Here is a 25,295-nt window from a genome sequence, read left to right as displayed (position 1 = left end):
TAATCAATGCTTTTTATATCTCTTATTTTTTCACAAAAAATCCTATCCTAAATATTAACTGGTATTATTTTCTATTAAATTTATTTCTTAAGGGATTTTTTTGTAGCATTAAATATTTTTTGATATCCTGTACATCTACATAAATGTCCAGATATTTCTCTTTTTATTTCTTCATCAGTATAATCTTTACGATTATTTACCAATGATGTAGTCGTAAGTACTAATCCTGGAGTACAGAATCCACATTGAATTGCACCCTCTTCTATAAATGCCTTTTGCACCTTTGATAAGTTTCCATTTTCTGATACACCCTCTATGGTTAAAATTTCTTTTTTATCAGCCCAAACAGCCATATAAATACATGAATCTATAGGGATTCCATCCACTAGTACTGTACAAGCTCCACATTCTCCAACTGAACATCCTTGCTTTACTCCTGTAAATTGAAGTCTATTTCGCAATACATCTAACAATGATTCTCGTATATCTACTTCTAAATTGTAATCTTTTCCATTTACTTTTACTGATATCTTTCTATAATTCTTATCAATCATATTAAAATCCCACCTTATTTAGTTACTTCATAAATACCTCGTACTGTTAATTCTTTTATTAAATGCTCCCTATAAGCTTTTGATGCTCTCCATGAGTCTCTAGCACTTGCTGATTTTACTGCATATTGTGCAATATTATTAATATTTTCTTCTGAATTTTCTAAACCAAGGGCATACTTCTCTGCATCCTTACATCTTATAGGAGTAGGCCCAGCTACCCCTAACGCTATTCTTAAATCTTTAAATTTATTTTCCTTCATACTAGCTACAACGCATACACTTAGCATAGAAATATCCATTGCCTTTCGATTACTATACTTAATATATGTTCCTCTTACTCCCTCATAGTCTTTTTTCTCAATTAAAATACTTATTAGAATTTCATCTTTTCTTATATTAACCTTTCCAGGACCTTCGTAGAATTCCTCTATTGGAACTATCCTCTCTCCCTGAAAACTTCTAAGTCTTAATTTAGCATTAAAAGCAAATAAACTTGGTGCACTATCTGCTGAAACAGCTCCATTACATACATTCCCTCCAATAGTGGCCATATTTCTTATCTGTGGTCCTCCCATAGATACAGCTCCTTGACATAAAGCAGGAATAAAATCTTTTATAATTTTATTTCTATATATATTGGTAAAGCAGGTAGTGGAGCCAATTTCTATGGTGTCATTTTCTAGAACCTTTATGAAGTCTAATTCGTTTAAATTTTTTAGACTTAAAAGTTCTATTTCTTCCATATCACCATGATGTAATTTAATTAAAACATCAGTTCCACCAGATATTATTTTTAAGTTATTATTTTCATGAAGAATTTTTACTGCCTCTTCTAAACTGCTAGGCTCTAGTATATTCTTAATATCAAACATTTTTGTCTTTAATAGAGATTTAATCCTCTACTAAAGTCCACCTCCTTCTATATTGATAACTTCAATTTACTATCTATAAAATCTGTACTATTAAATTTAATGGAAACCCTATATTAAGCCTTCTTCTTTAAACTTTTCGAATACTCTTTGTGGATTCATTGGTATTCTATTAAAGGCAACACCAGTTGCATCTAAAACTGCATTTCTTATAGCTGGAGCTGGAGAAAGTGTTGTATTTTCTCCTAAAGATTTTTGTCCAAAACTTCCTGCATCATCTGGAATTTCTACAAATGCTGAACCAATATTAGGCGTGTCTAAAATAGTTTGTAATTTATAGTCTAAGAGATTGTTATTAAGAGCTCTTCCAGTCTTCTCATCAAATATCATTTGCTCTGATAAAGCATATCCCAGTGCCATACTTACACCACCGTGAACTTGCCCTTCTGCTAGCATTGGATTAATTATAGTTCCAGAATCATGAATATTATATATTTCTACTACGGTTATTTTACCAGTTTTTATGTCTACTTCAACCTCTGCAAAGGTTGCTCCATAAGCAACTACATTAGTCCTTATATTAACAGAAGTGTCACTAGTTATAGGAGAACTGTAAATCCTATCATAAAATGATTCTAGTGCTATTTGTTCAAGAGAACAGACAACTATACCCGTTGTTTTTTCAACTATATTACAATCAACTATATCCATTACCTCTGGATTGAGGCCATTTTTTCTGCTAGCAAACTGAAGAACTTTACTTTTTACCTCCATAGCACCTTTTTTAACTGCAGCACCTGTAACAAAAGTCTGTCTTGATGCATAAGAACCTGTATCAAATGGAGTAACATCAGTATCTTGATTTGAAATTACATGAACCATATTAATTGGAATTCCTAAAACTTCTGAAGTCATTTGTGCAAATATAGTATCACTACCTTGCCCAATTTCTGTAGCCCCAATTTGCAACTGTACTGAACCATCTTGATTCATCACAATTCTTGCACCTGCTGCTTCTAGAGCTACAGGATAGGTACCTGCAAAATAACTAAAACAAGCTATTCCTACTCCACGTCTTAAACTACCTGTTTGATTTTTATATAGCTTTTTCTTTTCATTCCAATTTATTAATTCCATTCCCTTTTCAAGACACTGTGATAGTCCCATGGAACGCACCACATTTTTGGAGGATGGATCTACATGATTTTGCTTCACCAAATTTTTCAATCTGAATTCCACAGGATCTATATTTAGTTCTCTAGCAATATCATCTATATGACTTTCTAGAGCAAATGAAATTTGTGGAACCCCATATCCTCTCATAGCTCCTGCTACCGGCATATTAGTATATACAGTTTTAGGCTCATATTTTATAGCATTAAAATCATATAATGGTCTAAATTTACTTCCACAGCTCATGGTCACCGAATGTCCATGGGATGCATATGCTCCATTATTTACCAAGTTCTTTATATCTATTGCTAGTAACTTACCCTCCTTAGTAACTCCAGTTTTAAATGTAAATCGCATAGCATGACGAACTCTTGTGTCTATAAAACATTCTTCTCTAGTTAATGCATATCTAACTGGTCTTCCATTAACCGCAAGTGTCATTGCTGCAGTTAATGGCTCTATAACAACATCTTGTTTATTTCCAAATCCACCACCAANNAGCCTGTCCTACTATCCTTCTTACAATATGTGGTATTTGAGTAGAAGTTACTATTACAATTCTTCCATCTGACTCCATATAAGCATACGCACTATGATTTTCCAGATGACAATGTTGTACAGTACTAGTATTAAATTTACCTGTAAATACTTTGTCAGCTTCCTTTAACTCTATTTCTACGTCTCCTACTTCATTGCCAAAAGAGCTAATAATATTATTTTGTCTTTCTTCATGTATTATTGGAGCACCTTCTTTTATAGCTTCTTCCTGGTCCATTACAAATGGTAACACTTCATATTCTACATCTATAAGTTTTATAGCTTTTAGAGCTATTATTTCATCTATTGCTACAACTGCCGCCACTGGTTCTCCACAAAAGCGAACTTTATCAGTAATGATTAATCTATCTTCTACATCTCTATGTGCTTCATCAAAGGTCCAAGGGTGTCCAGCCGTTGCAAATTTTATTTTTGGTAAATCTTGATAAGTAATTACTGCTTCAACACCTTCTAAATTTTTTGCTTTAGAAACATCAATACTTCTTATTTTTGCATGGGCATAAGGACTTCTAAGCACCTTTCCTATTAGCATTTCCCTTTCAAAATAGTCATCCGCATACTTAGCCTTCCCTGTAACCTTTGCCACACCATCTAATCTAGATACACTACTACCTATTACCTTATAACTCATAATTCTCTTTAGCAAGATTATAATCCTACTAAAGCACCTCCCTTTATTCTTACTGATTAATTAGTCACAAAAATATATAACTATACAAACTTTTTAGTGTTTTCTATAACTTTAACTCTCTACCTACGTAATTTCCTTTTTCATTACCTACCAATTTTCCATCCTTTACAATAAATCTTCCCCTTGAAATAGTCGTAATTACTTTACCTTTTACATCTAGTCCTTCATACAAATTGTAGTCACAATTGGAATGAGAGTATTTTATTTTATGCCTATCTAAAGGGTCAAATATTACAACATCAGCATCTGATCCTGGGAGTAACGTTCCTTTTTTAGGATATAAACCATGAATCTTTGCTGGATTCTTTGTAAATTTATCAATTATTTTATCACCAAACATTGTATACAATAAATTAAAAGAATATTCTATTCCCCCTATTCCCATAGGAATTAAATCTAAAGTTTCTCTTGCTTTTTCATTAGATTTAAATGGACAATGATCAGTACCTATCACACTAACATGCTCTATATTTTTTCTTAATTCATCAATTTCTTCTAAAGATCTAAGAGGTGGCGTTAAGGTATATAGAAAGCCATCATTTAATAAATAATTATCTTTAGATAAATAAAAATATTGAGGGCAGCTTTCTATAAATAAATTTTTATTTATTAAGCTTTTATATAAATCCATAATTCGTCTTAAAGATTCTCCTGAACTAAGGTGTACAATATACATATATCCATCCATATTCTTAGTCATTTCAGCTAAAGTTAAAACTTCTGTGGTCTCACATAATGTGGGTCTATTTTCTTCATGAAATCTTACTGGAAACTTTCCTTCTCTGATTAACTCTTCATTTTCACTATGAGATATAAGTATAACTTTCATCCTTTTTGAAATTTTCAGTAAATTACCAATAGTTCTTAAGCCAGTTTTTCTATTACTGGAACTATAAGTAGTAAAGAATTTTATGCTACAAATTCCCTTCTTTTTAATCTCCTCAATAAATAGTTCTTCATTATCCTGAAAATTTGCAATAGTACTATGAAATCCATAATCTATAACAGAAACCTTTGCTTTTCTTTTTCTGTCTACAAAAGCTTTTTTTAACTCTTCAATATTTTTTACAGGATCTAAAAAATCTATAAATGTTGTAATTCCACCATATGCAGCTACTATAGAACCATTGTAAAAATCATCAGCAGAAACCTCATTACCCACACTAAGCTGAAAATGTACATGAGGATCTATAAATCCTGGTAATACATAATTTCCTTTTGCATCATAAATATCTTTTGATAAGAAAATATCCTTTGACAGGTTTTTAATAATTCCATTATCAATGTACAAATTTCCTCTAATAAATTCTCCTTCCACATATATATTTCCATTGACTATAGCCAAATCATAACAATTCAAAATATCAACCCCATATATTTACTTTATATTAATATTTTACAATTATATTCTTTTAATCACCATAATATGTTATTTCACCAATAGAAATTACTGTTATCATATATTTAATTAAATTCTCTAATATGGATCTTGATAATTTTCATTGTAATAGATTATATTATTTTTAAAATCCCACTATACAAAACTTTAAAAAAGTATTATACTGTTAGTGATTTGATGAATTATTGAAAATATTTTGTATATTTTTAATGTTAAACTTATTTAGTAAGGGGGTATTTTTTAAGTGTGTTGTAACTTAGAAAAAAATCAAATGTTTAAGGAATTAGAAGATTTTATTAATTCCTTACCTAGCAAAGATGGAGCTTTAATAGAGGTTTTGCATAAAGCTCAGCATATCTTTGGATATCTACCTAAGGAAGTTCAAACTTTCGTCGCTAATAAACTTAATTTACCTATATCTAAAGTTTATGGTGTTGTAACATTTTACTCATTTTTCACTACAGAACCTCGTGGTAAAAATGTAATAAATGTGTGCATGGGTACTGCATGTTTTGTTCGTGGTGCTGGAGATGTTCTTAAAGAATTTGAAAAAGAACTAGGTATTAAATCTGGACAAACTACAGAAGACATGAAATTTACACTAGGTTCTTTGAGATGCGTTGGTGCTTGTGGTCTAGCTCCCGTTTTAACCATAAATGATAAGGTTTACGGTCACTGTACTCCAGACCAAGTAAAAAGTATATTAGCTGAATATGAGTAGAATTAGGAGGTAACAAAGTTGAATAAAATAAATTCCTTTGAAGAATTAAACAAAATTTATCAGGAATACAAATCATCCCTTGATATTAGAAAAGCAGCTGGTATCGATGGCTTTGTTTGTGAAAAAAATAACTATGAAAAAGAAATACTTATTTGTGGAGGAACCGGATGTAAGTCTGCACAAAGTGATTTAATTAAAGATAACCTTGAAAAAGAAATTAATAAGTTAGGTTTGAAAGATAAAGTATACGTTTCCATAACTGGTTGTTTCGGTTTCTGTGAAAAAGGTCCTATAGTAAAAGTTACTCCAGATGACGTATTTTATGTTCACGTAACTCCTGAGGATGCTGAAGAAATTATAAATGAACATATTGTTAATGGAAATGTTGTACAAAGATTGCTTTACGAAGAGCCAACTATAAAAGAAAGAGTTACAACTCAAGATGAAATGACCTTCTATAAGAAACAAGTAAGAATAGCTCTTAGAAATTGTGGATTAATAAATCCAGAAAGTATTGATGAATATATTGCTGAAAAAGGATATCTAGCTCTTGGAAAGTGCCTAACAGAATATACTCCTGATGACATAATAAATATTATGTTAAAATCTGGACTAAGAGGAAGAGGCGGCGGCGGCTTTCCTACCGGAAAGAAGTGGCAATTTGCAAAAGGCTATGATGCTGATCAAAAATATATTATTTGTAATGCCGATGAGGGTGATCCAGGTGCATTCATGGATCGTTCAATTTTAGAAGGAGATCCAAATAGTGTTCTTGAAGCTATGGCTATTGCTGGTTATGCTATAGGTGCTACTAAAGGTAATATCTATATTAGAGCTGAGTATCCACTAGCAATTCAAAGACTTAGAATCGCTATAAATCAAGCTAGAGAATATGGACTCCTTGGTGAAAATATACTAAATTCAGGCTTTGATTTTGATATTGAAATTAAATACGGAGCTGGTGCCTTTGTATGCGGTGAAGAAACTGCTCTTATTCACTCAATAGAAGGTAACCGTGGAGAACCAACAAATAAACCACCATTCCCTGCTGAATCTGGACTTTGGAATAAGCCAACTTGCGTTAATAACGTTGAAACTTTAGCGAATATTCCAGCTATTATTAATAATGGTCCAGATTGGTTTAGTTCAATCGGCACTAAATCTTCCGCTGGTACTAAGGTTTTTGCTCTTGCTGGTAAAATTAATAACGTTGGTCTTGTAGAAGTGCCTATGGGAACAACTTTAAGAGAAATTCTTTTTGAAGTAGGCGGAGGAATTAAATTTGATAAAGAATTCAAAGCTGTTCAAACAGGAGGCCCTTCTGGTGGATGTATTCCTAAAGAATTTTTAGATACTCCTATTGACTTTGATTCTTTAAGTGCTATCGGTTCTATGATGGGATCTGGTGGAATGATAGTAATGGATGAAGACAACTGTATGGTTGATATAGCTAAATTCTATTTAGAGTTTACAAAAGAAGAATCTTGTGGTAAATGTACACCTTGTAGGATTGGTAACACTCGATTACTTGAAATTCTTGAAAGAATATCAAAGGGTGAAGGTGATTTAAGTGATCTAGATAAGCTTCAAGAGCTTAGTAACACTATAAAAGATACTTCACTTTGTGCTTTAGGACAAACTTCTCCTAACCCTATTCTTAGTACAATGAAATATTTCTATGATGAATATAGAAGTCACGTTGTAGATAAGATTTGTCCAGCAGGAGTTTGTAAGGACCTTATGAAATTTGTTATTACTGATAGATGTATTGGCTGTACTAAATGTGCAAGACAATGTCCAGTTGGATGTATCCAAGGTAAAGTTAAGACTAAGCATGTAATTGAATATAGTAAATGCATTAAATGTGGTGCATGTAAATCTAGCTGTCCAGTTGATGCAATAGATCTAGTTTAATAATTTAAAAGAGGTGAAAGTATTGAGTTTAGTTACACTTAAAATAAATAATAAAGAAATATCAGTGGAGCAAGGAACCACAATTCTTGATGCTGCACGTAAGCTTAATATAAAAATTCCTACCCTTTGCTACCTAAATCTTCATGATAAAAAGACAACTAATAAACCTGGTTCTTGTAGAGTTTGTGTAGTTGATGTGGAAGGAAGAAAAAATTTAGCACCATCTTGTTGTACAGCTGTTGCTCCAGGTATGGTTGTTAATACTAGTACTCCAAGAGTAATAGCGGCAAGAAAAACTATAATTGAACTTTTATTATCAGACCATTCTATGAATTGCTTAACTTGTCAAAAAAATTTAAATTGTGAACTCCAAGAGCTTGCTAGTACTTATGGAGTAACTAATTTAAAATATACTGGTTCAAAATCTGTAGCTGTAAAAGAACTTGAAAATCCATCTATAGTAAGAGATACTTCCAAATGTATTTTATGTAGAAGATGCGAAGCTGTTTGTAGCCAAGTTCAAAAGGTTGGTGCAATTGGACCAATAAATAGAGGTTTTAATACCACTATAAGCACCGCATTCTTTGAAGAGCTAAATAATAGCGCTTGTACTTTATGTGGTCAATGTATAAATGTCTGTCCTACTGGGGCCTTAATGGAAAGAGATAATACTATAGATGTATTAAACGCTATAGGTGATAAAGATAAATATGTAGTAGTTCAAACTGCTCCGGCTGTTCGTGCAGCACTTGGAGAAGAATTTGGTATTAAAGAAGGTGCTGTTACTGGTAAGATGGTTGAATCACTAAGAGAACTTGGGTTTGATAAGGTTTATGATACTGATTTTGCAGCAGATTTAACTATTATGGAAGAAGCAACAGAATTTCTAGGAAGATATAAGAGTGGTGAAAATCTTCCTATGATTACTAGTTGTTGTCCTGGATGGATTAATTTCATAGAAAAACACTATGGGAACCTATTAAATCTTCCATCAACATGCAAATCTCCTCAACAAATGTGGGGAGCTATTGCAAAAACATACCTTGCTGAAAAATTGGGTATACCATCGGAAAAACTTTTTGTTGTATCTGTAATGCCATGTGTTGCTAAAAAATTTGAAGCTAACAGAGAAGAATTTGTCAATGAAAATGATAATCCAGACATCGATGTAGTTATAACTACAAGAGAATTAGCTAAGATGATTAAACGTTCTGGATTAGAATTTGCTACTCTACCTTCTTCTGATTTTGATACTATTATGGGTGAATCTACTGGTGCTGGGGTTATTTTCGGAACTAGTGGTGGCGTTATGGAGGCTGCTTTACGTACTGCTTATGAATGGATTACAAATAGTACTTTAGAAGAACTTGATTTTAAATCTGTTAGAGGTCTAGATGGAATCAAAGAAGCTTCATTAGTTATTGATGGTAACACTATTAATATAGCTATTGTAAATGGACTTGCAAATGCAAAGAATTTGTTAGATAATATAGAAGATACATCTAAAAAATATCACTTCATTGAAGTTATGGCATGTCCAGGAGGATGTATAAACGGTGGTGGTCAACCATATTCTAATGAGCAATATTCATTAATAGAAAAAAGAATGAATGCTCTTTATAGTGAGGATGCTAATAAGGTTATAAGAAAATCTCATGAAAACCCTGAGATAATAAAGCTTTATGATGAGTTCCTTGGAAAACCTAATGGAGAAAAATCTCACCATTTACTTCATACTCACTATATAAATAGATAAACACCTTAATTTAGTTATTAGTTATTAGTCCCTAACTAATATAAATATAAACATAAAAATGATGGTATAAATAAGTTATTTATACCATCATTTTTATATAGTTCCTTATTTACAATTATAAAAATTAAAAACATATAAAGTAATATTATCCTAAGTTATAAAAGAATGTTACAAATACTGGAACTAAAGAACTTAATATAACTCCATTTATAAATGCTATTACAGCTATCTCTGGATTTGTTGCTTTAGATATAAGTGGTAATGTTGTATCCATAGAAGTTGCTCCTGCAGGTGCTATAGCAGTGTAGCCATTCAGTTTTTTAGCTAATATTGGAATTGAAATAACTGTTATCATCTCACGGAATACATTTGTTAAAAATGCTATAGCTCCTAAAGTATCTCCACCCATTTCTTTAAGCATTACTCCTGATAAGCTATACCATCCAAATCCTGAACCTATAGCTAAGCTTTCATTAAGAGCCATATTAAATAGGAATCCTACTAAAAGTCCTCCTAATAAACTACCTACAATTCCTCCAAATGGTACTAACAAAACCTTAAATCCTGCCTTTTTTAGATCTTTAAATATGGTCTTGTTGCCACCTACATCTATGCCAACTAAAAAGATTAAAACAAATAATGAAATGGATGCAAGATTATCAATACTACTCATTATTTCTGGTGGAAACACAAAATAACCACAACCCATTCCAACTAATATAGATACTATTATTATGTACGTCATATTACTTGTCCTCCCCACATGCCTCATTTAAAAGCTCACTACACTCTTCAATTACAACATTTCCATCTTCTACAATCTCTGCATTTAAAATTTCACTATGAATTTCAGTAACCACTTTTTCATTTTCTATGATTTCCACATTTAAGATTGATTCTTCCTTGGTTAATTGATTCTCCTTAGGCATAAACTTTTCTGATAAAATATACACAAGTACTATACTTACACCTATTGTAGCTACTGCAAATAAAAAAGACTTTAACCCTATGGTCGGAAGATTTTTTATTATGCTTTTATCGGCTCCTATAGAAGCTCCCATAGAAAATAATAAGAATATTACACCAAGTTGTTGTAATTTACCATTTATTATTTTCCCCTTTTCACCTAATTTTAGAAAGTAACCTACAATGGCACCGAGTATTAATGCAATTAAAATTTCCATATGTCCCCCTCCTTTACCACGTTATTATATCATAGATTTGGAAACAGTTACATTATATTTAGATTATTTTTATTATATCTAACTTTATACCTTTATACATGAAATTATTTGTAATAATAATGATAAATATATTTAATCTTGAATATATATAGGATATATTAAAAATTGATAAATTAGGAGTTATAATATGAAGAACATCTTTATGCCCTACTATATTAACGGTGATACTATTAGAGATATGTATAAAATAGCTATAAATAGATATGAAAACATTGAAATAAGTGGAAAAAGAGAAGAAACTACAATTCAAGCTACTCTACCATTGTCTGAACTAACTTGTGGAAAAATTATTCAAGGTTCCGCTACAGTGACTTTATCTAAAAGCACTCAAAGAAAATCAATAGATGAAATAGAAAATTCATCTATTAATTTATTTATAAATCTAGAAACTTTATTAAATCGAAACAATGCAATCAAATCTTTAAAATCAAATAATGACTTAAATACAATTTCTCCTGGCGATATTGTAGAGTTCCAGTGTACTATAGAAAAATCAGATAGTACTTTAGAACTTTTAAGAAATACATTAGAATTACTTGAGTTTCAACAAATAACTTCTGATATAGATAATACCTCTATGATTAATTGGATAAAAAGAAATATAAAATCTTTAACAGAAGATAAAGTATTAAAATATCCTACCTCCTTTCCTTTTGATTCAGATACTTTAGTTATTACTTCTGTTTGTAGTAAACATGCATCTATGGACATAGAGTGTTATATTGGTAGACCTTGTACAATTGTCGGTGAAATAGCAAGTTATGACTATCCTCAGTCAAATCATAATATTATTGATAGCAACCCTTTAGTATCTAAATTATTATGGGGTTTTATTACATCTCATAGCAACTATAAAGACTTTGTTTCTCATTTAAACTATAACAACGAATTTCCTTCTGATAAGAGAGTGTTGGAAATTGTACCTTTTATAATTTATATGTAATAAATATATTTTCTAGTAATATTTTAATATTATACTAATATTAATAATTATATCTATTAATATTAGGGGGATTTATATGGACAAGTATTTTAAACTTACTAAAAATGGAACTAACGTAAAGCGTGAAATTGTTGCTGGAATTACCACTTTTCTAACAATGGCTTACATTATTGCTGTAAATCCTAATTTCCTTAGTACTGCTATGGGTGATGGTACTGCTGGAGCACTTGTAACTGCTACATGTCTAGCTGCGGGACTTACTACTATACTCATGGGACTATATGCTAACGCACCTTTTGCACTGGCATCTGGTATGGGACTTAACGCATTCTTCGCATTTACAGTATGCGGTGCCATGGGTGTTCCATGGCAAGTAGCACTTACTGCTGTTTTTGTAGAAGGTATAATTTTCATCATTCTATCTGTAACTAGAGTGCGTGAAGCTGTGGTTAATTGTATTCCACTTACAATGAAGCATGCTGTTACTGCTGGTATTGGACTTTTTATTGCTTTTATAGGTTTAACAGGTGCTGGTATTGTAGTGTCTAATGAAGCTACCCTTGTATCTCTAGGTTCTATGGTAGCTCCTGGTGCTATAATCGCAGTTATTGGCATTCTTATTATAGCTGTTTTGAACTCTAAAAATATTAAGGGAGCTATGCTTTGGTCCATTCTGATTTGTTCTATAATTGGTTGGATATATGCAGTTATAAATCCTGAAGGAGCTACTGCCGCTGGCATATATCTTCCAAATGGATTATTCAAATATGAATCTATCAAATCAATTGCATTCAAGCTTGACTTCTCCGTATTCACTAATAGTTCAGCTCTTCTTAATTTTATAACAATTTGTCTTACTTTCTTGTTTGTAGATTTTTTTGATACAGTTGGTACTTTAGTTGGTGTATGCTCTAAGGCAAATATGTTAGATAAAGATGGTAATGTACCAATGGCAAGAAAGGCTCTACTAGTAGATGCTATAGGAACCACCTTTGGTTCTTTAGTTGGAGTTTCAACCGTTACTACTTATGTAGAAAGCGCAGCTGGAGTTAGTGAAGGTGGAAGAACTGGACTAACAGCTGTTACTACGGGTATTCTATTCTTATTGGCAATGTTCCTATCTCCAATATTTATAGCTATACCTGGTTATGCTACAGCTCCTTGCTTAATTTGGATTGGTTTTATGATGTTAGAAAGTGTTATGAAAATAGACTTTACAGATTTTACTCAAGGCTTCCCTGCATTCATTACTATAGCTGCAATGCCATTATGTTATAGTATCGGTGATGGTCTTACCCTTGGAGTTCTTTCATATACATTAATAAACTTATTAAATAACATATTTGGTAAGAAAGAAAATAAAAAACCAATCTCAATAGTAATGTATATTCTATCCATCATATTTATACTAAAACTTATATTTATGTAATTTATGTTTTAGTTATAATTAATTTAAAAAGGTAATCGCTGAAAATTTTTCAGTGATTACCTTTTGTATATCTATATATCCATAAGATTTCTTCTATAATTCATATATAACCTTCTTAGGCTTCTCATATCTTCATCTACAATTAATTGTAACTCAGATAATTCTTTATAATTTTTATCATTAATTGCTTCTCTCATTTGAGTAAATAAGCTTTTACTTACATAATTATCTTTCATAAGTTTTTCTCTTAGCTTATTTATTTCACTCCATTTTTCAAGATCATACTCCATAAAATCATCGCCATTAGATCTTCTAATGTTTCTAATTTCATTAGAATAGTTCGGAAGAATTCTATGCTCTAACTCAGTAGTCCATCTTTCAAGTACAGCTTCCTTATATCCTTTAATTACTTTATTAGTTATTACTCCATCTTTAGTTAAAACATGTACTCTGGATTCATCTTCAAAAGCTAATAAATTTTCATATACAGTACTTGGCGCCTTACCAAAATACTCTTCTCTTTCTTCCTCTGTATAGAATTCAAATACATCTTCTTCACTTCTATAACATCTGCTTTCCTCTAGGTAAGAAGTTTTTTCTACTGGTTTTTTAGAAAGTTCTGCTAAAAGTTCTTCTCTACTTTTATTATTTGTAACTACATAGCTTATTCCATCTACCATAGATATTATAACTGAAGATAATACTAAATAAATATTTGTATTAGGATTTGGTGATCTCAACTCAAACCTAGTAGCCATTGGATTAATTGCATCTCTCACTAGTCCAACAAGGATAGTTCTATTTCTTGAAGGCACATCTTTAGTAAATCCTAATGAAGTTACTATACATACTGGCGCTTCAAATCCTGGTTTTAATCTTTGTAATGCATCATAGTTTGAAGAAACAAAGGGATTTATTACTTCATAATTCTTTAATACCCCCATTATTGCTCCATATCCTACCTCACTTAAAAAGTCTTTTTCAGCATAACTATGGAATAGATTCATCATCTTACCATTTTTAAGCTTTAAAGTAACGCCTACATGTAAATGTTCTCCATTTCCTGCTACTTCTTCAATTGGTTTAGCTTGGAATGTAACTTCAAGACCATTCTTTCTAAAAGTTTCTTTTATTAAACCTCTTACCAAAAGCTCATTATCACAAGTTTGAAGAGCTGTAGAAAACTTCCAATCCACTTCTAATTGTTCCATTATGTGAGTTAGAACTCCTGATTCAGATAGTTTAGCTTTAACTCCCCCTACTTCTTTATGCCCCATTTCTGGTTGTAGACCATATTTAGCTAATAAATCTAAAGATTTTTCTAATGCTGTTCTTACAGGACCCTTGGTTCTCTTCCAGTACTGCTCCTTTAATACTTGGGAAGTGGATAATTCTTCTATTTCAGCTAATTCATTTGGAGTATTTACCCAAAACTCTAATTCTGTTGCTGCTGTGATACTTACATCCTCTATCTCATCATAGTTAATGTCAAAGTTAGCTAAAAACTGTGGATTTTCTTCAAATAACTTCATCATGGAAACTCTAAAGTGATCTACAGAATTTTTTAGTATATACCTAGAATCTACGGCAATATCTTCATGATATAAGTGACATGGCATTCTAATAGTTCCTACTGGTTTATTTGTTTCTTCATCTATATAATCATAATTGTAATCTACATACCAATTACAAGTTAAATCAACCTTCATATCTACCTTTGCATTATTAAGGGTAGCTATTCCCGGTAATATTACAGATGATCCATCAGTCTGGACAGCTGTACCATGTAAAAATGTCTCAATATCTTCTATGAAATTTTTAACAGGAATTTTTTCGTCTGTATCATTACCTAAAAAGTCAATACCAACTAGAGAAACAAATCTTATTTCCTTATATTGCTGAAGTATTTTTAGTAACTCCTCTTTATTTTGTTTATTAGTAGGTATTACAAATAATAAACTCATATAATATAAGCCCCCTTTTATAATTGTGTTCAATATTTGCATTATAGCATAATATAAAAATAATGAATATAATCAATTTTGTTAACAATAAGTTAATATGTATAGTTATTTATCGCTTTTTCATTAACAATATATTAATTTTTTACTTTTTGTTAATATATAATCCTTTACATTGCAAGTTAAACCTTTTCACTTTTCGTAAAATATTAATTAACCCAATATAAAATTCACCTAAATATTTTAATATTTATAATATTTTTTCTCATTCAAATTATTCTTTCTATTAATTATACAATTTATACAAAATTTAGAACTCTAAAATTACTCAATATATTGACATAACTTTAATAGAATTATACTATTAATTTATTGGCTAAAGTTGACTAAATTTAATAAATATATAGTTTATATAAGAAATTAAGGAGAATACATTTATGAAATTATTATTTTTCGATACTGAAACTACTAGTATAAAACCCGGTAATATATGTCAATTATCATATATTACTGTTGATACTAGCACAAAACCTCAAACAACAGTAGGTAAAAATTATTTCTTCACTGTAGAAGAAATGAGTGAAAGTGCTGAAGCTGTACATGGCTTTTCTTTAGAAAAGCTCTACGAACTGAGTAATGGAAAATATTTCGAAGATACTTATGAGGAATTTATAGATGATTTTATCAATAGTGATATAATTATTGGACACAATGTTCAATTTGATATTAAATTTTTAAAAAGTGAACTAGAATTTTTAGATATTCCTTTTAATCCTAAAGGTTCATTTTGTACTATGTCATATTATAAAGAAATATGTAAAGCTACTAATTCTAGAGGCTTATTAAAAAATCCTTCTCTTGGAGAAGTGATAAACTTTTTAAACCTTAAAGAAGATTCTCTTCAAAATAAATGTACTTCTCTATTTGGTGAGACATCTGGCTACCATGACGCAAGATTTGACACAACTTGTACTTATATGTTAGTAATTCAAGGAATAAAAACTGGATTAATTCCTCCAAAATTTTTTACCAATATGTTACAATTTAAGTAATACTGTGAAGTAAAACTTTTATTTTAGGAGTGATTTAAATGATAGCTATTAAAAATGTTACTATCCACACTATGACAGAAGATGAAATTATTAAAAATGGTGTTATATTAATTGATAATGGCAAAATATGCAACCTTGGTTCAAACATAGCAATTCCTGAAAACATAGAAATTATCGATGGGAAAAATGGCTTTTTAATGCCAGGTATTATTGATGCTCATTGTCATATTGGAATGTGGGAAGATGGATTAGGATTTGAAGGTAGTGATGGAAATGAAACTACTGATCCAGTTACACCTCATCTTAGAGCTATAGATGCAATAAATCCTGTGGACAAATGTTTTCAAGAAGCATTAGAGGCTGGTATTACAACTGTAGCAACTGGTCCTGGAAGTGCTAATGTAATAGGTGGAACTTTCGCAACTATGAAAACTTATGGAAAAACTATAGATGATATGGTTATTAATGAGTGTACTGCTATGAAATCTGCCTTTGGAGAAAACCCTAAGAGAGTTTATAGTGGTAAAAAAGTTACTCCAAGTACTAGAATGGCTACCGCAGCTATCCTTCGTGAAAATTTAATAAAAGCTAAAAATTATGTAGAAAAACAAGAAGCCTTCAAAAAAGGTAATGATAAAGCTCCAGACTTTGACATGAAGTTAGAAGCCTTAGCAAAGGTCATCAGAAAGGAAATTCCATTGAAATCTCATGCTCACAGAGCTGATGATATTCTTACTGCTATTAGAATAGCTAAAGAATTTGATTTAAACCTTTCTTTGGAACATTGTACTGAAGGACATTTAATAACCGAAAGCCTTAAAGATGAACATATAAAATCTATAATTATAGGTCCAAGCTTATCTGATAGAAGTAAAGTAGAACTGAAAAATTTAACATTTAAAACTCCTATGATTTTAAACAAAGCTGGAATAAAAGTTTCCATTATGACAGATCATCCTGTAATTCCACTTCAATATATATCTCTATGTGCTGCCCTTGCTGCTAGAGAAGGAATGGATGAAGAAGAGGCTTTAAGATCTATTACCATAAATCCAGCACGTGCAATAAATGCTGATCATAGAGTTGGTAGTATTGAAATAGGAAAAGATGCAGACATTATAATATATAATGGACATCCTTTTGATCTTAGAAATACTGTTAAACTGGTAATGATTGATGGTACAGTAGTTAAAAATCAATTCTAATTTAATTAATGATTAATTTATGTATATAAATAAAATATAACAGAATATTACTAGGGGATTCCTTATTTAGAGTATGCCTAGTTACATTGATATGTAGCTAGGTATATTTTATTATTACATATTCTACTTCTTATCTTTACAATTCTACCATAACTTACATTTACAAATCTTAGGTTAATTTGTGGACTTTAGTTTTAAATTTTGTATAATACTAATTACAGCATGAAACAATCTTTTTATAGATAAAACCTTATTCTTTAATCATTTTATATTGTATATATTAAATTTTATTTTATAAAAAATATATATAAATTTTAAGGAGGTAAGATTATTGATAGATAACATTAAAAAGAATTTAATTATTATTCCTTTAAGTATTTTAGTATTATCAATTGTAGCTTTAATTTTATTAAATATAGGTGCAGCTACAATCCCCTATAAAACATATTCAGATTTTTTACTAGATTTAGAAATTAATAATATATCTAAAGTATCCATGTCTCAAACACCTAAAATTACCGTTGTGGATAAATTTGGAAATAAATATTCTACAGATAATCCTAATAGTAATACTCTTAAAGAAACTCTTTTAAAAGAAGGGATTACAGTTGAAAGCTCATCAACTTTACCAACAAATCAACGTATAGCAGTTATATTCCTCAGCCTTTCTGCTGTAACTACTATATTTATGGCTATAAAAAGGAATAGTTCTGGTGGATCAATGACTTCTATTACTGCAATTGATGGACAAAGTGTTTCTAAGGATAAATTTAGCTTTAATTCTGTAGCCGGTAATGATGAAGCTAAAGAAAGTTTAAAAGATATAGTAGATTTTCTTAAAAATCCAGAAAAATATACTTCTTACGGTGCAAGAATGCCTAAAGGTGTAATTCTTTATGGAGATCCCGGAACTGGGAAAACTCTATTAGCAAAAGCTATAGCTGGTGAAGCTAAGGTTCCTTTCTATGCTGTATCTGGTTCAGACTTTGTACAGATGTATGTTGGAGTAGGTGCAAGTAGAATTAGAAATTTATTCAAGAAAGCTAAGACTCATGGTAAAGCTGTTATTTTTATTGATGAAATCGATGCTATAGGTAAGCAACGTAGTTCTAATAAATCTGGTAATTCTGATGAAAAGGACCAAACCTTAAATGCTCTTCTAACTGAGATGTCGGGATTTAAAGAAAGTGAAGGTATTGTTGTTATAGCAGCTACTAATAGACTTGACATATTAGATGAAGCTCTTTTAAGACCTGGTAGATTCGATAGACATATAGAGGTGTCTCTTCCAGATATTAATGCAAGAGAAAAAATATTAAACCTTCACTTTAAAAATAAACCAGTAAGTGATATGAACATAAGAGATATCGCACATAATACAGCCTATTTTTCTGGTGCTAAATTAGAAAATTTAGTAAATGAAGCTGCTATAATTGCATGCAAAGAAGATGCTCCATATATCACTGGTGAACATATGGATAAAGCCTTTTCAATAGTAGTTGCTGGTCATGAAAAATTAGATAAAGATGCTCTTAAAGAAGAAGATATGAAAATTACTGCATACCATGAAGTTGGACATGCATTGATTTCCCACTTAAAGGTTCCAGAAGAAAAAATCTCTAAAATAACTATAATCCCTACCTCTAAGGGTGCAGGTGGATACACTTTGACTATAGGTGAAGATAACACCTACCATAATCTAGACTATTTAAAAAGAAAAATCATGGTTTTATTGGGTGGAAGAGCTGCCGAAGAAATTATCTTTGGCGAAGAAAAAATAACTACTGGAGCCTTCAATGATTTAAAGAAAACTACCAATATAGTTAATAATATGGTATGTGAATATGGTATGGGAAAATCTCTAGGTCTTTTAAGACTTTCAGAAATGCAAGGAATACCTACTGATTATTATACTACAGTAGTATNNAAGAGTGTAAATCTGTACTGGATGGATTGTATGACGAAGTTAAAAACACCTTAAATAATAATTTAGATTTATTAGTTAAGCTATCTGAAGAATTACTTTTAAAAGAAACTCTATATACTGATGACATTCTTAATCTAATATATGGTAAAACAAGCTAATCTATGCACAATATTCTTTGAAACCTAGGGGTATTTCCTTAGGTTTTTATTTTAATGCTAATTATTAGTGTAGCATTAAAATACCTCTACTTTTATATATAAAAAGGCATGAAACCATTTTGAATTTTTAGGTTTCATACCTTTTATATTTTATATTTTATATAGGTAATATTACATGTTATATATTAGATAAGTTTTACCTGAAATTAAAGCTTATCTAGTTATATATTGTTTAAAATACTATTGTAGCTTAGATAGCTCTACTGCTAGTTTTGCTCCAACCTTAGCATTATTAAATACTAATTGAATGTTAGATTCTAAACTTGATCCTCCTGTAATCTCTTTAACCTTAGAAAGTAAGAATGGTGTACTCTCTTTTCCTACTATCCCTTTCTCTTCTGCTTCCTTAACAGCTGTTTCTATAGCATTATTAATTGTATCATAGTCCATTTCAAATTCTTCTGGTATTGGGTTTGCAACAACCATACCACCCTCTAAACCTAAATCCCATTTGGCCTTTAATGCTTTTGCAAGGATTTCTTCACTATCCATTTTATAGTCTACTTTAAATCCAGATTTTCTTGTGTAGAATGCCGGTAATTCTTCTGTTTGGAATCCTACTACAGGTACTCCCTTAGTTTCTAAGTATTCACGAGTTAACCCTATATCAAGAATAGATTTACATCCAGCACATACTACAGCTACGTCAGTCATAGCTAATTCTTCAAGGTCAGCTGATATATCCATAGTCTGTGCAGCACCTCTATGAACTCCTCCAATTCCACCTGTAGCAAATACCTTAATTCCAGCAAGTGCTGCAATAATCATTGTAGATGCAACTGTAGTAGCTCCATTTAGTTTATTAGCAACTATAAAAGGTATATCCCTTCTGCTAGTTTTTATTACTCCAGAAGTTTTTCCTAAAAATTCAACTTCTTCAGTTGTTAATCCAACTTTTAATTTTCCTTCAAGAATAGCTATAGTTGCTGGGATTGCTCCATTTTCTCTAATTATGCTTTCCACTTTTAATGCAGTTTCTACATTTTTAGGGTAAGGCATTCCATGAGATATTATAGTTGATTCTAAAGCAACTACTGGCTTTCCTTCCATTAATGCTGCTTTTACCTCTGGGTTTATATCTAAATATTTTTCTAACATTATTTAATCTCCTCCAATTTTTTATTTATATTTTCCAAAGACATATTTGGATTAATAGTATCTTTATGAGTAATTGCCAGTGAAGAACAGGCTGAAGCAACCTTCAAAGTATGTATTAAATCAAAATTATTCATACTTGAGTATACTAATCCAGCAACAAAAGCATCCCCTGCACCATTAGCATTGATAACCTTAACTTTAGGTGGAGTAAATAATCCTTTACTTATCCCATCATTATAATATACTCCTTCTTCACCTAGACTTATAAATACATTTTTTACACCTAAGTTTAAAAAGTAATCACTAACTTTTTCTACCTCATCCATAGTACTAATTTTCATTCCAGATAAAATCTCAGCTTCAATTTTATTAGGTTTTATTGTATGAAACTTATGAATGATGTCCTTTACCTTAACTGCCTTAGATGATGATACTGTATCTAAGAAAAATTTTGTATTTTTAAAGTTATTAACTACATACTCTATTACTTCCTTAGGAATATTAGTGTCTATAATACATATTCTAGAACTTTCAATTACTGATTTTTTAGTTTTAATAAATTCTATGGTCATCTTATCATAGATATCCATGGATGAAATTGCTACTTTCATATCTCCAGAATAATCAAGAACAGACATATATACAGATGTAGATTCTCCATCTAATTTAAGGCTATATTCTAAATCTAAACCAATTTCTCTGCCTTCGTCTATAATCTTACGACCATAAATATCATTACCAATAACAGAAATTAGTTTTGTAGAAACTTCTAATCTACACAAATTTTCACCTATATTCCTACCAACCCCACCTAAAGAAAATTTTATATTTCCAGGGTTAGAATCATTAAGTCTTAACTCATCATTAGAAAATCCTACTATATCTATATTAGTTCCTCCTATTATAGATACAAAATTTTCTTTACTCATTACATATCCTCTACCTGAGATATATCCTTTTTTTATAAGGTTTCCTATATGTACTCCTACAGATGACCTAGTAATCTTAAGAATATCTGCTATTTCATTTTGAGATATTAAGGGGTTATCCTTTATAAGATTTAATATTTCTTCTTCTCTATTTGTCATCATTTTCTCCTCTTAATATTTGCTTATTTTATAAAGATTTGCTTACTTAATTTTAGCATACTATAAAAATTAATGCAATAATATTTTATCCATAAATTTTAATGCAATAAATTTATATTTACTTTTGCTCACTATAATATTCCTTAAAATTTGTAATTTATTACGGGTATGGAATTATATTATCTAAATTTATGTAAATAATACCTTAATATTAGACAATGTATGCATTATTTTCTATTTAATTTTTAATTTATCCACTATAGTTTTAATTATTCTTAAATCATATAAACAATTCAATATATTGCACCATAAAGATTTTCGAGTTATAATAAAGTTTGTACTATAGGAGTCATTAATACAATGTCTTTATAATTTATACTATAGGAATGGAGGAATATTATGGGACTATTAACTTTTAAACGAGGCATTCATCCGCCTCACGGAAAACATTTTTCAGAAAAAAAAGAAATTGAAACCTATCTTCCAAAGGGTGATTTAGTGTTCCCTATGAGCCAACATATAGGGGCTCCATGTGAACCTATTGTAAAAAAGGGAGATAAAGTTGTAGTTGGACAAAAAATTGGTGCAAGCACATCTTTTGTTTCATCTAATATCTATTCTAGTGTATCTGGAATAGTTAAAAATGTAACACCTATGCTTACATCAAATGGTTCAAAGGTTATGAGCGTTATTATTGAAAACGATAATACCTATGAAGAAATAGCCTATACACCACACGAAAATTATAAGAATTTATCTAAAAATGAGCTATTAGAGATAATTCAAGAAGCTGGTATTGTAGGTCTTGGAGGTGCATGCTTTCCAACTCATGTAAAGCTAAACCCACCAAAAGAATGCAATATTGATACTATTGTTATCAATGCAGCTGAATGCGAACCTTACTTAACTTGTGACCATCAGTTAATGCTACAATATTCTAATGAGATAGCTGAAGGTTTAGAAATCCTTTCTCAAATGTTTCCTGAAGTAAAAATCTTCTTAGGTATTGAGAACAACAAAAGTGATGCTATAACAATAATGAAAGCAGTTGTAGAACCTATTAAAAATGTTGAAATAGCAGAACTTAAAACTAAATATCCACAGGGTGCAGAAAAACAGTTAATCTATTCTGTTACTAAAAGAGAAGTTCCAACAGGAAAACTACCTGCAGATGCTGGTTGCATAGTTCAAAACGTAGCTACTATTTTTGCTATAAGAGAAGCAGTTATTCTTGGTAAACCACTTACTGAAAGAATAGTTACTGTTACTGGAGGTGCAATAAAAACTCCAAAAAACCTAAGAGTTAAATTTGGTACAAGCTTGAGAGAACTTGTCGATTATTGTGATGGATTTAACGAAGAGCCTGTTAAAGTTCTTAGCGGTGGTCCAATGATGGGAACTGCACTATTTACTTTAGACATTCCTGCAATAAAAGGTACTTCTGGCATACTTTGCTTAACAAAATCAGAAGCTGTGCCTACTGTTGAATCAAACTGTATCAGATGTGGGAAATGTGTTAATGCATGTCCAATGTTCTTGCTTCCAAATAAACTTAATGCTCAAGTTGTAAGAGGCGATTATGAAAACTTTGAAAAGTTTGGTGGACTTAACTGCATTGAATGCGGTGCTTGTAGCTATTCTTGCCCTGCTAAGAGAAATTTAACTCAAACTTGCAAAGAGGGTAAAAAAAGAGTTATAGCTAATAAAAAGAAAAAGTAGAGGTGAACATAATGTCTGGAAATTTATATAACGTATCAGTATCGCCACATATCAAATCTAAGGAAACAGTCTCAACTGTAATGAGAGATGTACTAATTGCTTTAGTACCAGCTACTATAGCAGGTATTTATTTCTTTGGGATAGATGCAGCATTAGTTATGATAACTGCTGTTGCTTCTGCAATGCTTAGCGAATACTTATTTAATAAAATAACTAAAAGACCAAATTCATTAAAAGATTTAAGTGCAGTTATTACTGGATTACTACTTGCTTTTAACTTGCCACCTACACTTCCTCTTTGGATGGTTGCTGTTGGTAGTGCATTTGCTATTATTGTTGTTAAATGTTTTTTTGGCGGTCTTGGTCAAAATATTATGAACCCTGCCCTAGCTGGAAGAGCATTCTTGCTTGCTGCATATCCAAGTCAAATGACTGAATGGACTATAGATGGTGCAACTAAAGCTACTCCACTTGCTATACTTCGTAATGGTGGTGGATTACTTCCTGATACTCTAGATGCATTCCTTGGTACTAACTTAGCTGGATGTATCGGAGAAGTTTCTGCTTTCGCCCTACTTCTTGGTGGAGCTTATCTATTATATAGAAAAGTTATAACATGGCACATACCTGCTACGTATATTGGTACAGTTTTTGTAATAACTACAGTTTTAGGTAGAGATGGATTTATGCAGGGAAATGGAATATATGAAATATTCATAGGTGGATTAATGCTTGGTGCTATATTCATGGCTACTGATTATACTACATCTCCTATGACTAGAAAAGGTCAAATCATATTTGGTGTTGGTTGTGGTTTATTAACATCATTAGTTCGTTTATACGGTGGTTATGCAGAAGGTGTTTCTTACTCAATCTTAATAATGAACTTATTAGTTCCAATGATTGATAAATGGACGAATCCACGTGTGTTCGGAGGTGCAAAATAATGAAAGAAAATTTAAAATTAGGAGGAATTCTACTTGCAATTACCGCAATTGCTGGTCTAATCCTTGCCTTTGCTTATGATATTACTAGAGCACCAATTGAAGCCAAAGCTAAAGAGGACCAAGCTGCTGCTATGAAAGTTGTCTTAGAGGCAGAAGAATTTTCAGAATTAAAAGATGGTATTGCTGATGAAAACGTAACAGGTATATTTCAAGCTAAGACTAGTGGAAGTGATGCAGGTTATGTATTTCAAGTTAACTCATCAGGCTATGGTGGAAAAATTGAATTAATGGTTGGTATCGATGCTGAAGGAGCTGTTTCTGGTATTACGATTTTAAGTCATACTGAAACTCCAGGTCTTGGTTCTAAAGCAAAGGATGATCCTTCTTTTGCAGCACAATTTAAAGGTCTTTCTTCTGAAAAGGAACTTACTGTTGGCTCAGATATCCAAGCAATTACTGGTGCAACAATTACTTCTAAAGCAGTAACTAATGGTGTAAACACTGCTATAAATTACTACAATACAAACTTGAAAGGAGCAAAGTAGAATGAAAGAATTAGTTAATAGATTAAAAACAGGTATTATTACGGAAAATCCAGTTTTCATACAAGTACTAGCTATGTGTCCTACTCTTGCTGTTACAAGTAGTGTAAAGAATGCTGCTGGTATGGCTCTAGCTTCTACCTTAGTATTAATTGGATCAAACGCTGTTATATCTTTAATTAGAAAACTTGTTCCTGATAAAATCAGAATACCTGCTTATATAGTAGTTATCGCTACCTTCGTTACTTTAATACAGTTCTTATTACAAGCTTATATTCCTGACTTAT

Annotated in this window: 19 protein-coding genes and 2 pseudogenes; 12 read left to right on the top strand and 9 right to left on the bottom strand. The window is 31.0% G+C overall.

The genetic code is table 11. The features are described from left to right. Positions 1 to 80 precede the first annotated feature (80 nt). The 4 genes and pseudogenes from xdhC to B2671_RS05965 all read right to left on the bottom strand — a co-directional run bounded on the left by xdhC (position 81) and on the right by B2671_RS05965 (position 5,205). The gene (gene xdhC, locus B2671_RS05980; RefSeq protein WP_346869584.1) at positions 81 to 554 is read right to left on the bottom strand and encodes a xanthine dehydrogenase subunit XdhC; all 474 of its coding nucleotides are present in this window, start codon (positions 552 to 554) and stop codon (positions 81 to 83) included. A 14-nt stretch (positions 555 to 568) separates the two neighbouring features. Continuing rightward, on the bottom strand, positions 569 to 1,426 hold the full coding sequence (gene xdhB / locus B2671_RS05975; protein ID WP_346869583.1) for a xanthine dehydrogenase FAD-binding subunit XdhB: 858 nt from the start codon (positions 1,424 to 1,426) through the stop codon (positions 569 to 571). A gap of 108 nt (positions 1,427 to 1,534) precedes the next feature. Next, a pseudogene (xdhA, locus tag B2671_RS05970) lies at positions 1,535 to 3,785 on the bottom strand (xanthine dehydrogenase molybdenum-binding subunit XdhA). A 103-nt stretch (positions 3,786 to 3,888) separates the two neighbouring features. Continuing rightward, the gene (locus B2671_RS05965; protein ID WP_346869582.1) at positions 3,889 to 5,205 is read right to left on the bottom strand and encodes an amidohydrolase family protein; all 1,317 of its coding nucleotides are present in this window, start codon (positions 5,203 to 5,205) and stop codon (positions 3,889 to 3,891) included. A 283-nt stretch (positions 5,206 to 5,488) separates the two neighbouring features. Here B2671_RS05965 and nuoE point away from each other — a divergent pair, with 283 nt between their 5' ends. From nuoE to B2671_RS05950, 3 genes are read left to right on the top strand one after another with little or no spacing between them, the layout of a single operon-like run. After that, positions 5,489 to 5,965 carry an NADH-quinone oxidoreductase subunit NuoE gene (gene nuoE / locus B2671_RS05960; RefSeq protein ID WP_414632616.1) on the top strand — a complete coding sequence of 159 codons (477 nt, stop codon included), beginning with the start codon at positions 5,489 to 5,491 and terminating at the stop codon, positions 5,963 to 5,965. A gap of 18 nt (positions 5,966 to 5,983) precedes the next feature. Then, positions 5,984 to 7,879 carry an NADH-quinone oxidoreductase subunit NuoF gene (locus B2671_RS05955; RefSeq protein ID WP_346869581.1) on the top strand — a complete coding sequence of 632 codons (1,896 nt, stop codon included), beginning with the start codon at positions 5,984 to 5,986 and terminating at the stop codon, positions 7,877 to 7,879. Between the two features lie 22 nt (positions 7,880 to 7,901). Beyond that, the gene (locus B2671_RS05950) at positions 7,902 to 9,635 is read left to right on the top strand and encodes an NADH-dependent [FeFe] hydrogenase, group A6 (protein WP_346869580.1); all 1,734 of its coding nucleotides are present in this window, start codon (positions 7,902 to 7,904) and stop codon (positions 9,633 to 9,635) included. 145 nt (positions 9,636 to 9,780) lie between these two features. Here B2671_RS05950 and B2671_RS05945 read toward each other — a convergent pair whose 3' ends face one another. Together B2671_RS05945 and B2671_RS05940 are read right to left on the bottom strand one after the other, a co-directional pair. Beyond that, a complete protein-coding gene (locus B2671_RS05945; RefSeq protein WP_346869579.1) occupies positions 9,781 to 10,380 on the bottom strand; it encodes a lysine exporter LysO family protein in 600 nt (199 codons plus the stop codon). A gap of 1 nt (position 10,381) precedes the next feature. Further along, entirely contained in the window at positions 10,382 to 10,819 is a 438-nt protein-coding gene (locus B2671_RS05940; RefSeq protein WP_346869578.1) for a LysO family transporter, read from the bottom strand. A 187-nt stretch (positions 10,820 to 11,006) separates the two neighbouring features. Here B2671_RS05940 and B2671_RS05935 point away from each other — a divergent pair, with 187 nt between their 5' ends. Together B2671_RS05935 and B2671_RS05930 are read left to right on the top strand one after the other, a co-directional pair. Beyond that, on the top strand, positions 11,007 to 11,822 hold the full coding sequence (locus B2671_RS05935) for a hypothetical protein (protein ID WP_346869577.1): 816 nt from the start codon (positions 11,007 to 11,009) through the stop codon (positions 11,820 to 11,822). 76 nt (positions 11,823 to 11,898) lie between these two features. Next, positions 11,899 to 13,251: an NCS2 family permease gene (locus tag B2671_RS05930; protein ID WP_346869576.1), complete on the top strand. Its 1,353-nt coding sequence runs from the start codon at positions 11,899 to 11,901 to the stop codon at positions 13,249 to 13,251. Between the two features lie 71 nt (positions 13,252 to 13,322). Here B2671_RS05930 and B2671_RS05925 read toward each other — a convergent pair whose 3' ends face one another. Further along, positions 13,323 to 15,215, bottom strand: a complete 1,893-nt coding sequence (locus B2671_RS05925; protein WP_346869575.1) for a glutamine synthetase — start codon at positions 15,213 to 15,215, stop codon at positions 13,323 to 13,325. A gap of 434 nt (positions 15,216 to 15,649) precedes the next feature. On the opposite strand from B2671_RS05925, the gene B2671_RS05920 reads away from it, so the two are divergent. The 3 genes and pseudogenes from B2671_RS05920 to B2671_RS05910 all read left to right on the top strand — a co-directional run bounded on the left by B2671_RS05920 (position 15,650) and on the right by B2671_RS05910 (position 19,554). Beyond that, a complete protein-coding gene (locus B2671_RS05920) occupies positions 15,650 to 16,264 on the top strand; it encodes a 3'-5' exonuclease (protein WP_346869574.1) in 615 nt (204 codons plus the stop codon). A 38-nt stretch (positions 16,265 to 16,302) separates the two neighbouring features. Further along, a complete protein-coding gene (locus tag B2671_RS05915) occupies positions 16,303 to 17,469 on the top strand; it encodes an amidohydrolase (RefSeq protein WP_346869573.1) in 1,167 nt (388 codons plus the stop codon). Between the two features lie 334 nt (positions 17,470 to 17,803). Next, positions 17,804 to 19,554, top strand: a pseudogene (locus tag B2671_RS05910) (ATP-dependent metallopeptidase FtsH/Yme1/Tma family protein). 240 nt (positions 19,555 to 19,794) lie between these two features. Here B2671_RS05910 and B2671_RS05905 read toward each other — a convergent pair. Beyond that, a complete protein-coding gene (locus B2671_RS05905; RefSeq protein ID WP_346869572.1) occupies positions 19,795 to 20,712 on the bottom strand; it encodes a pseudouridine-5'-phosphate glycosidase in 918 nt (305 codons plus the stop codon). Then, positions 20,712 to 21,800 carry a PfkB family carbohydrate kinase gene (locus tag B2671_RS05900; RefSeq protein WP_346869601.1) on the bottom strand — a complete coding sequence of 363 codons (1,089 nt, stop codon included), beginning with the start codon at positions 21,798 to 21,800 and terminating at the stop codon, positions 20,712 to 20,714. Before B2671_RS05900 ends, B2671_RS05905 begins: the two co-directional genes overlap by 1 nt. A gap of 399 nt (positions 21,801 to 22,199) precedes the next feature. On the opposite strand from B2671_RS05900, the gene rsxC reads away from it, so the two are divergent. From rsxC to B2671_RS05880, 4 genes are all read left to right on the top strand, one after another. Further along, positions 22,200 to 23,519, top strand: a complete 1,320-nt coding sequence (gene rsxC, locus B2671_RS05895) for an electron transport complex subunit RsxC (protein WP_346869571.1) — start codon at positions 22,200 to 22,202, stop codon at positions 23,517 to 23,519. Between the two features lie 11 nt (positions 23,520 to 23,530). Next, complete coding sequence (locus B2671_RS05890; protein WP_346869570.1) at positions 23,531 to 24,466, top strand: RnfABCDGE type electron transport complex subunit D; 936 nt, start codon at positions 23,531 to 23,533, stop codon at positions 24,464 to 24,466. Continuing rightward, positions 24,466 to 25,011 (top strand): RnfABCDGE type electron transport complex subunit G, encoded by a 546-nt coding sequence (locus B2671_RS05885; protein WP_346869569.1) that lies wholly within the window; start codon positions 24,466 to 24,468, stop codon positions 25,009 to 25,011. Before B2671_RS05890 ends, B2671_RS05885 begins: the two co-directional genes overlap by 1 nt. A gap of 1 nt (position 25,012) precedes the next feature. Next, positions 25,013 to 25,295, top strand: a 283-nt coding sequence (locus B2671_RS05880) for an Rnf-Nqr domain containing protein (protein ID WP_346869568.1), incomplete at its 3' end; no start/stop codon positions are given.

Origin of the sequence: Clostridium sp. UBA5119 (assembly GCF_002414285.1) — a bacterium.
Classification (GTDB): domain Bacteria; phylum Bacillota; class Clostridia; order Clostridiales; family Clostridiaceae; genus Clostridium_J; species Clostridium_J sulfidigenes.
The sequence above is the reverse complement of the archived record's forward strand: the minus strand, read 5'-3'. Positions and strand labels throughout refer to the sequence as shown.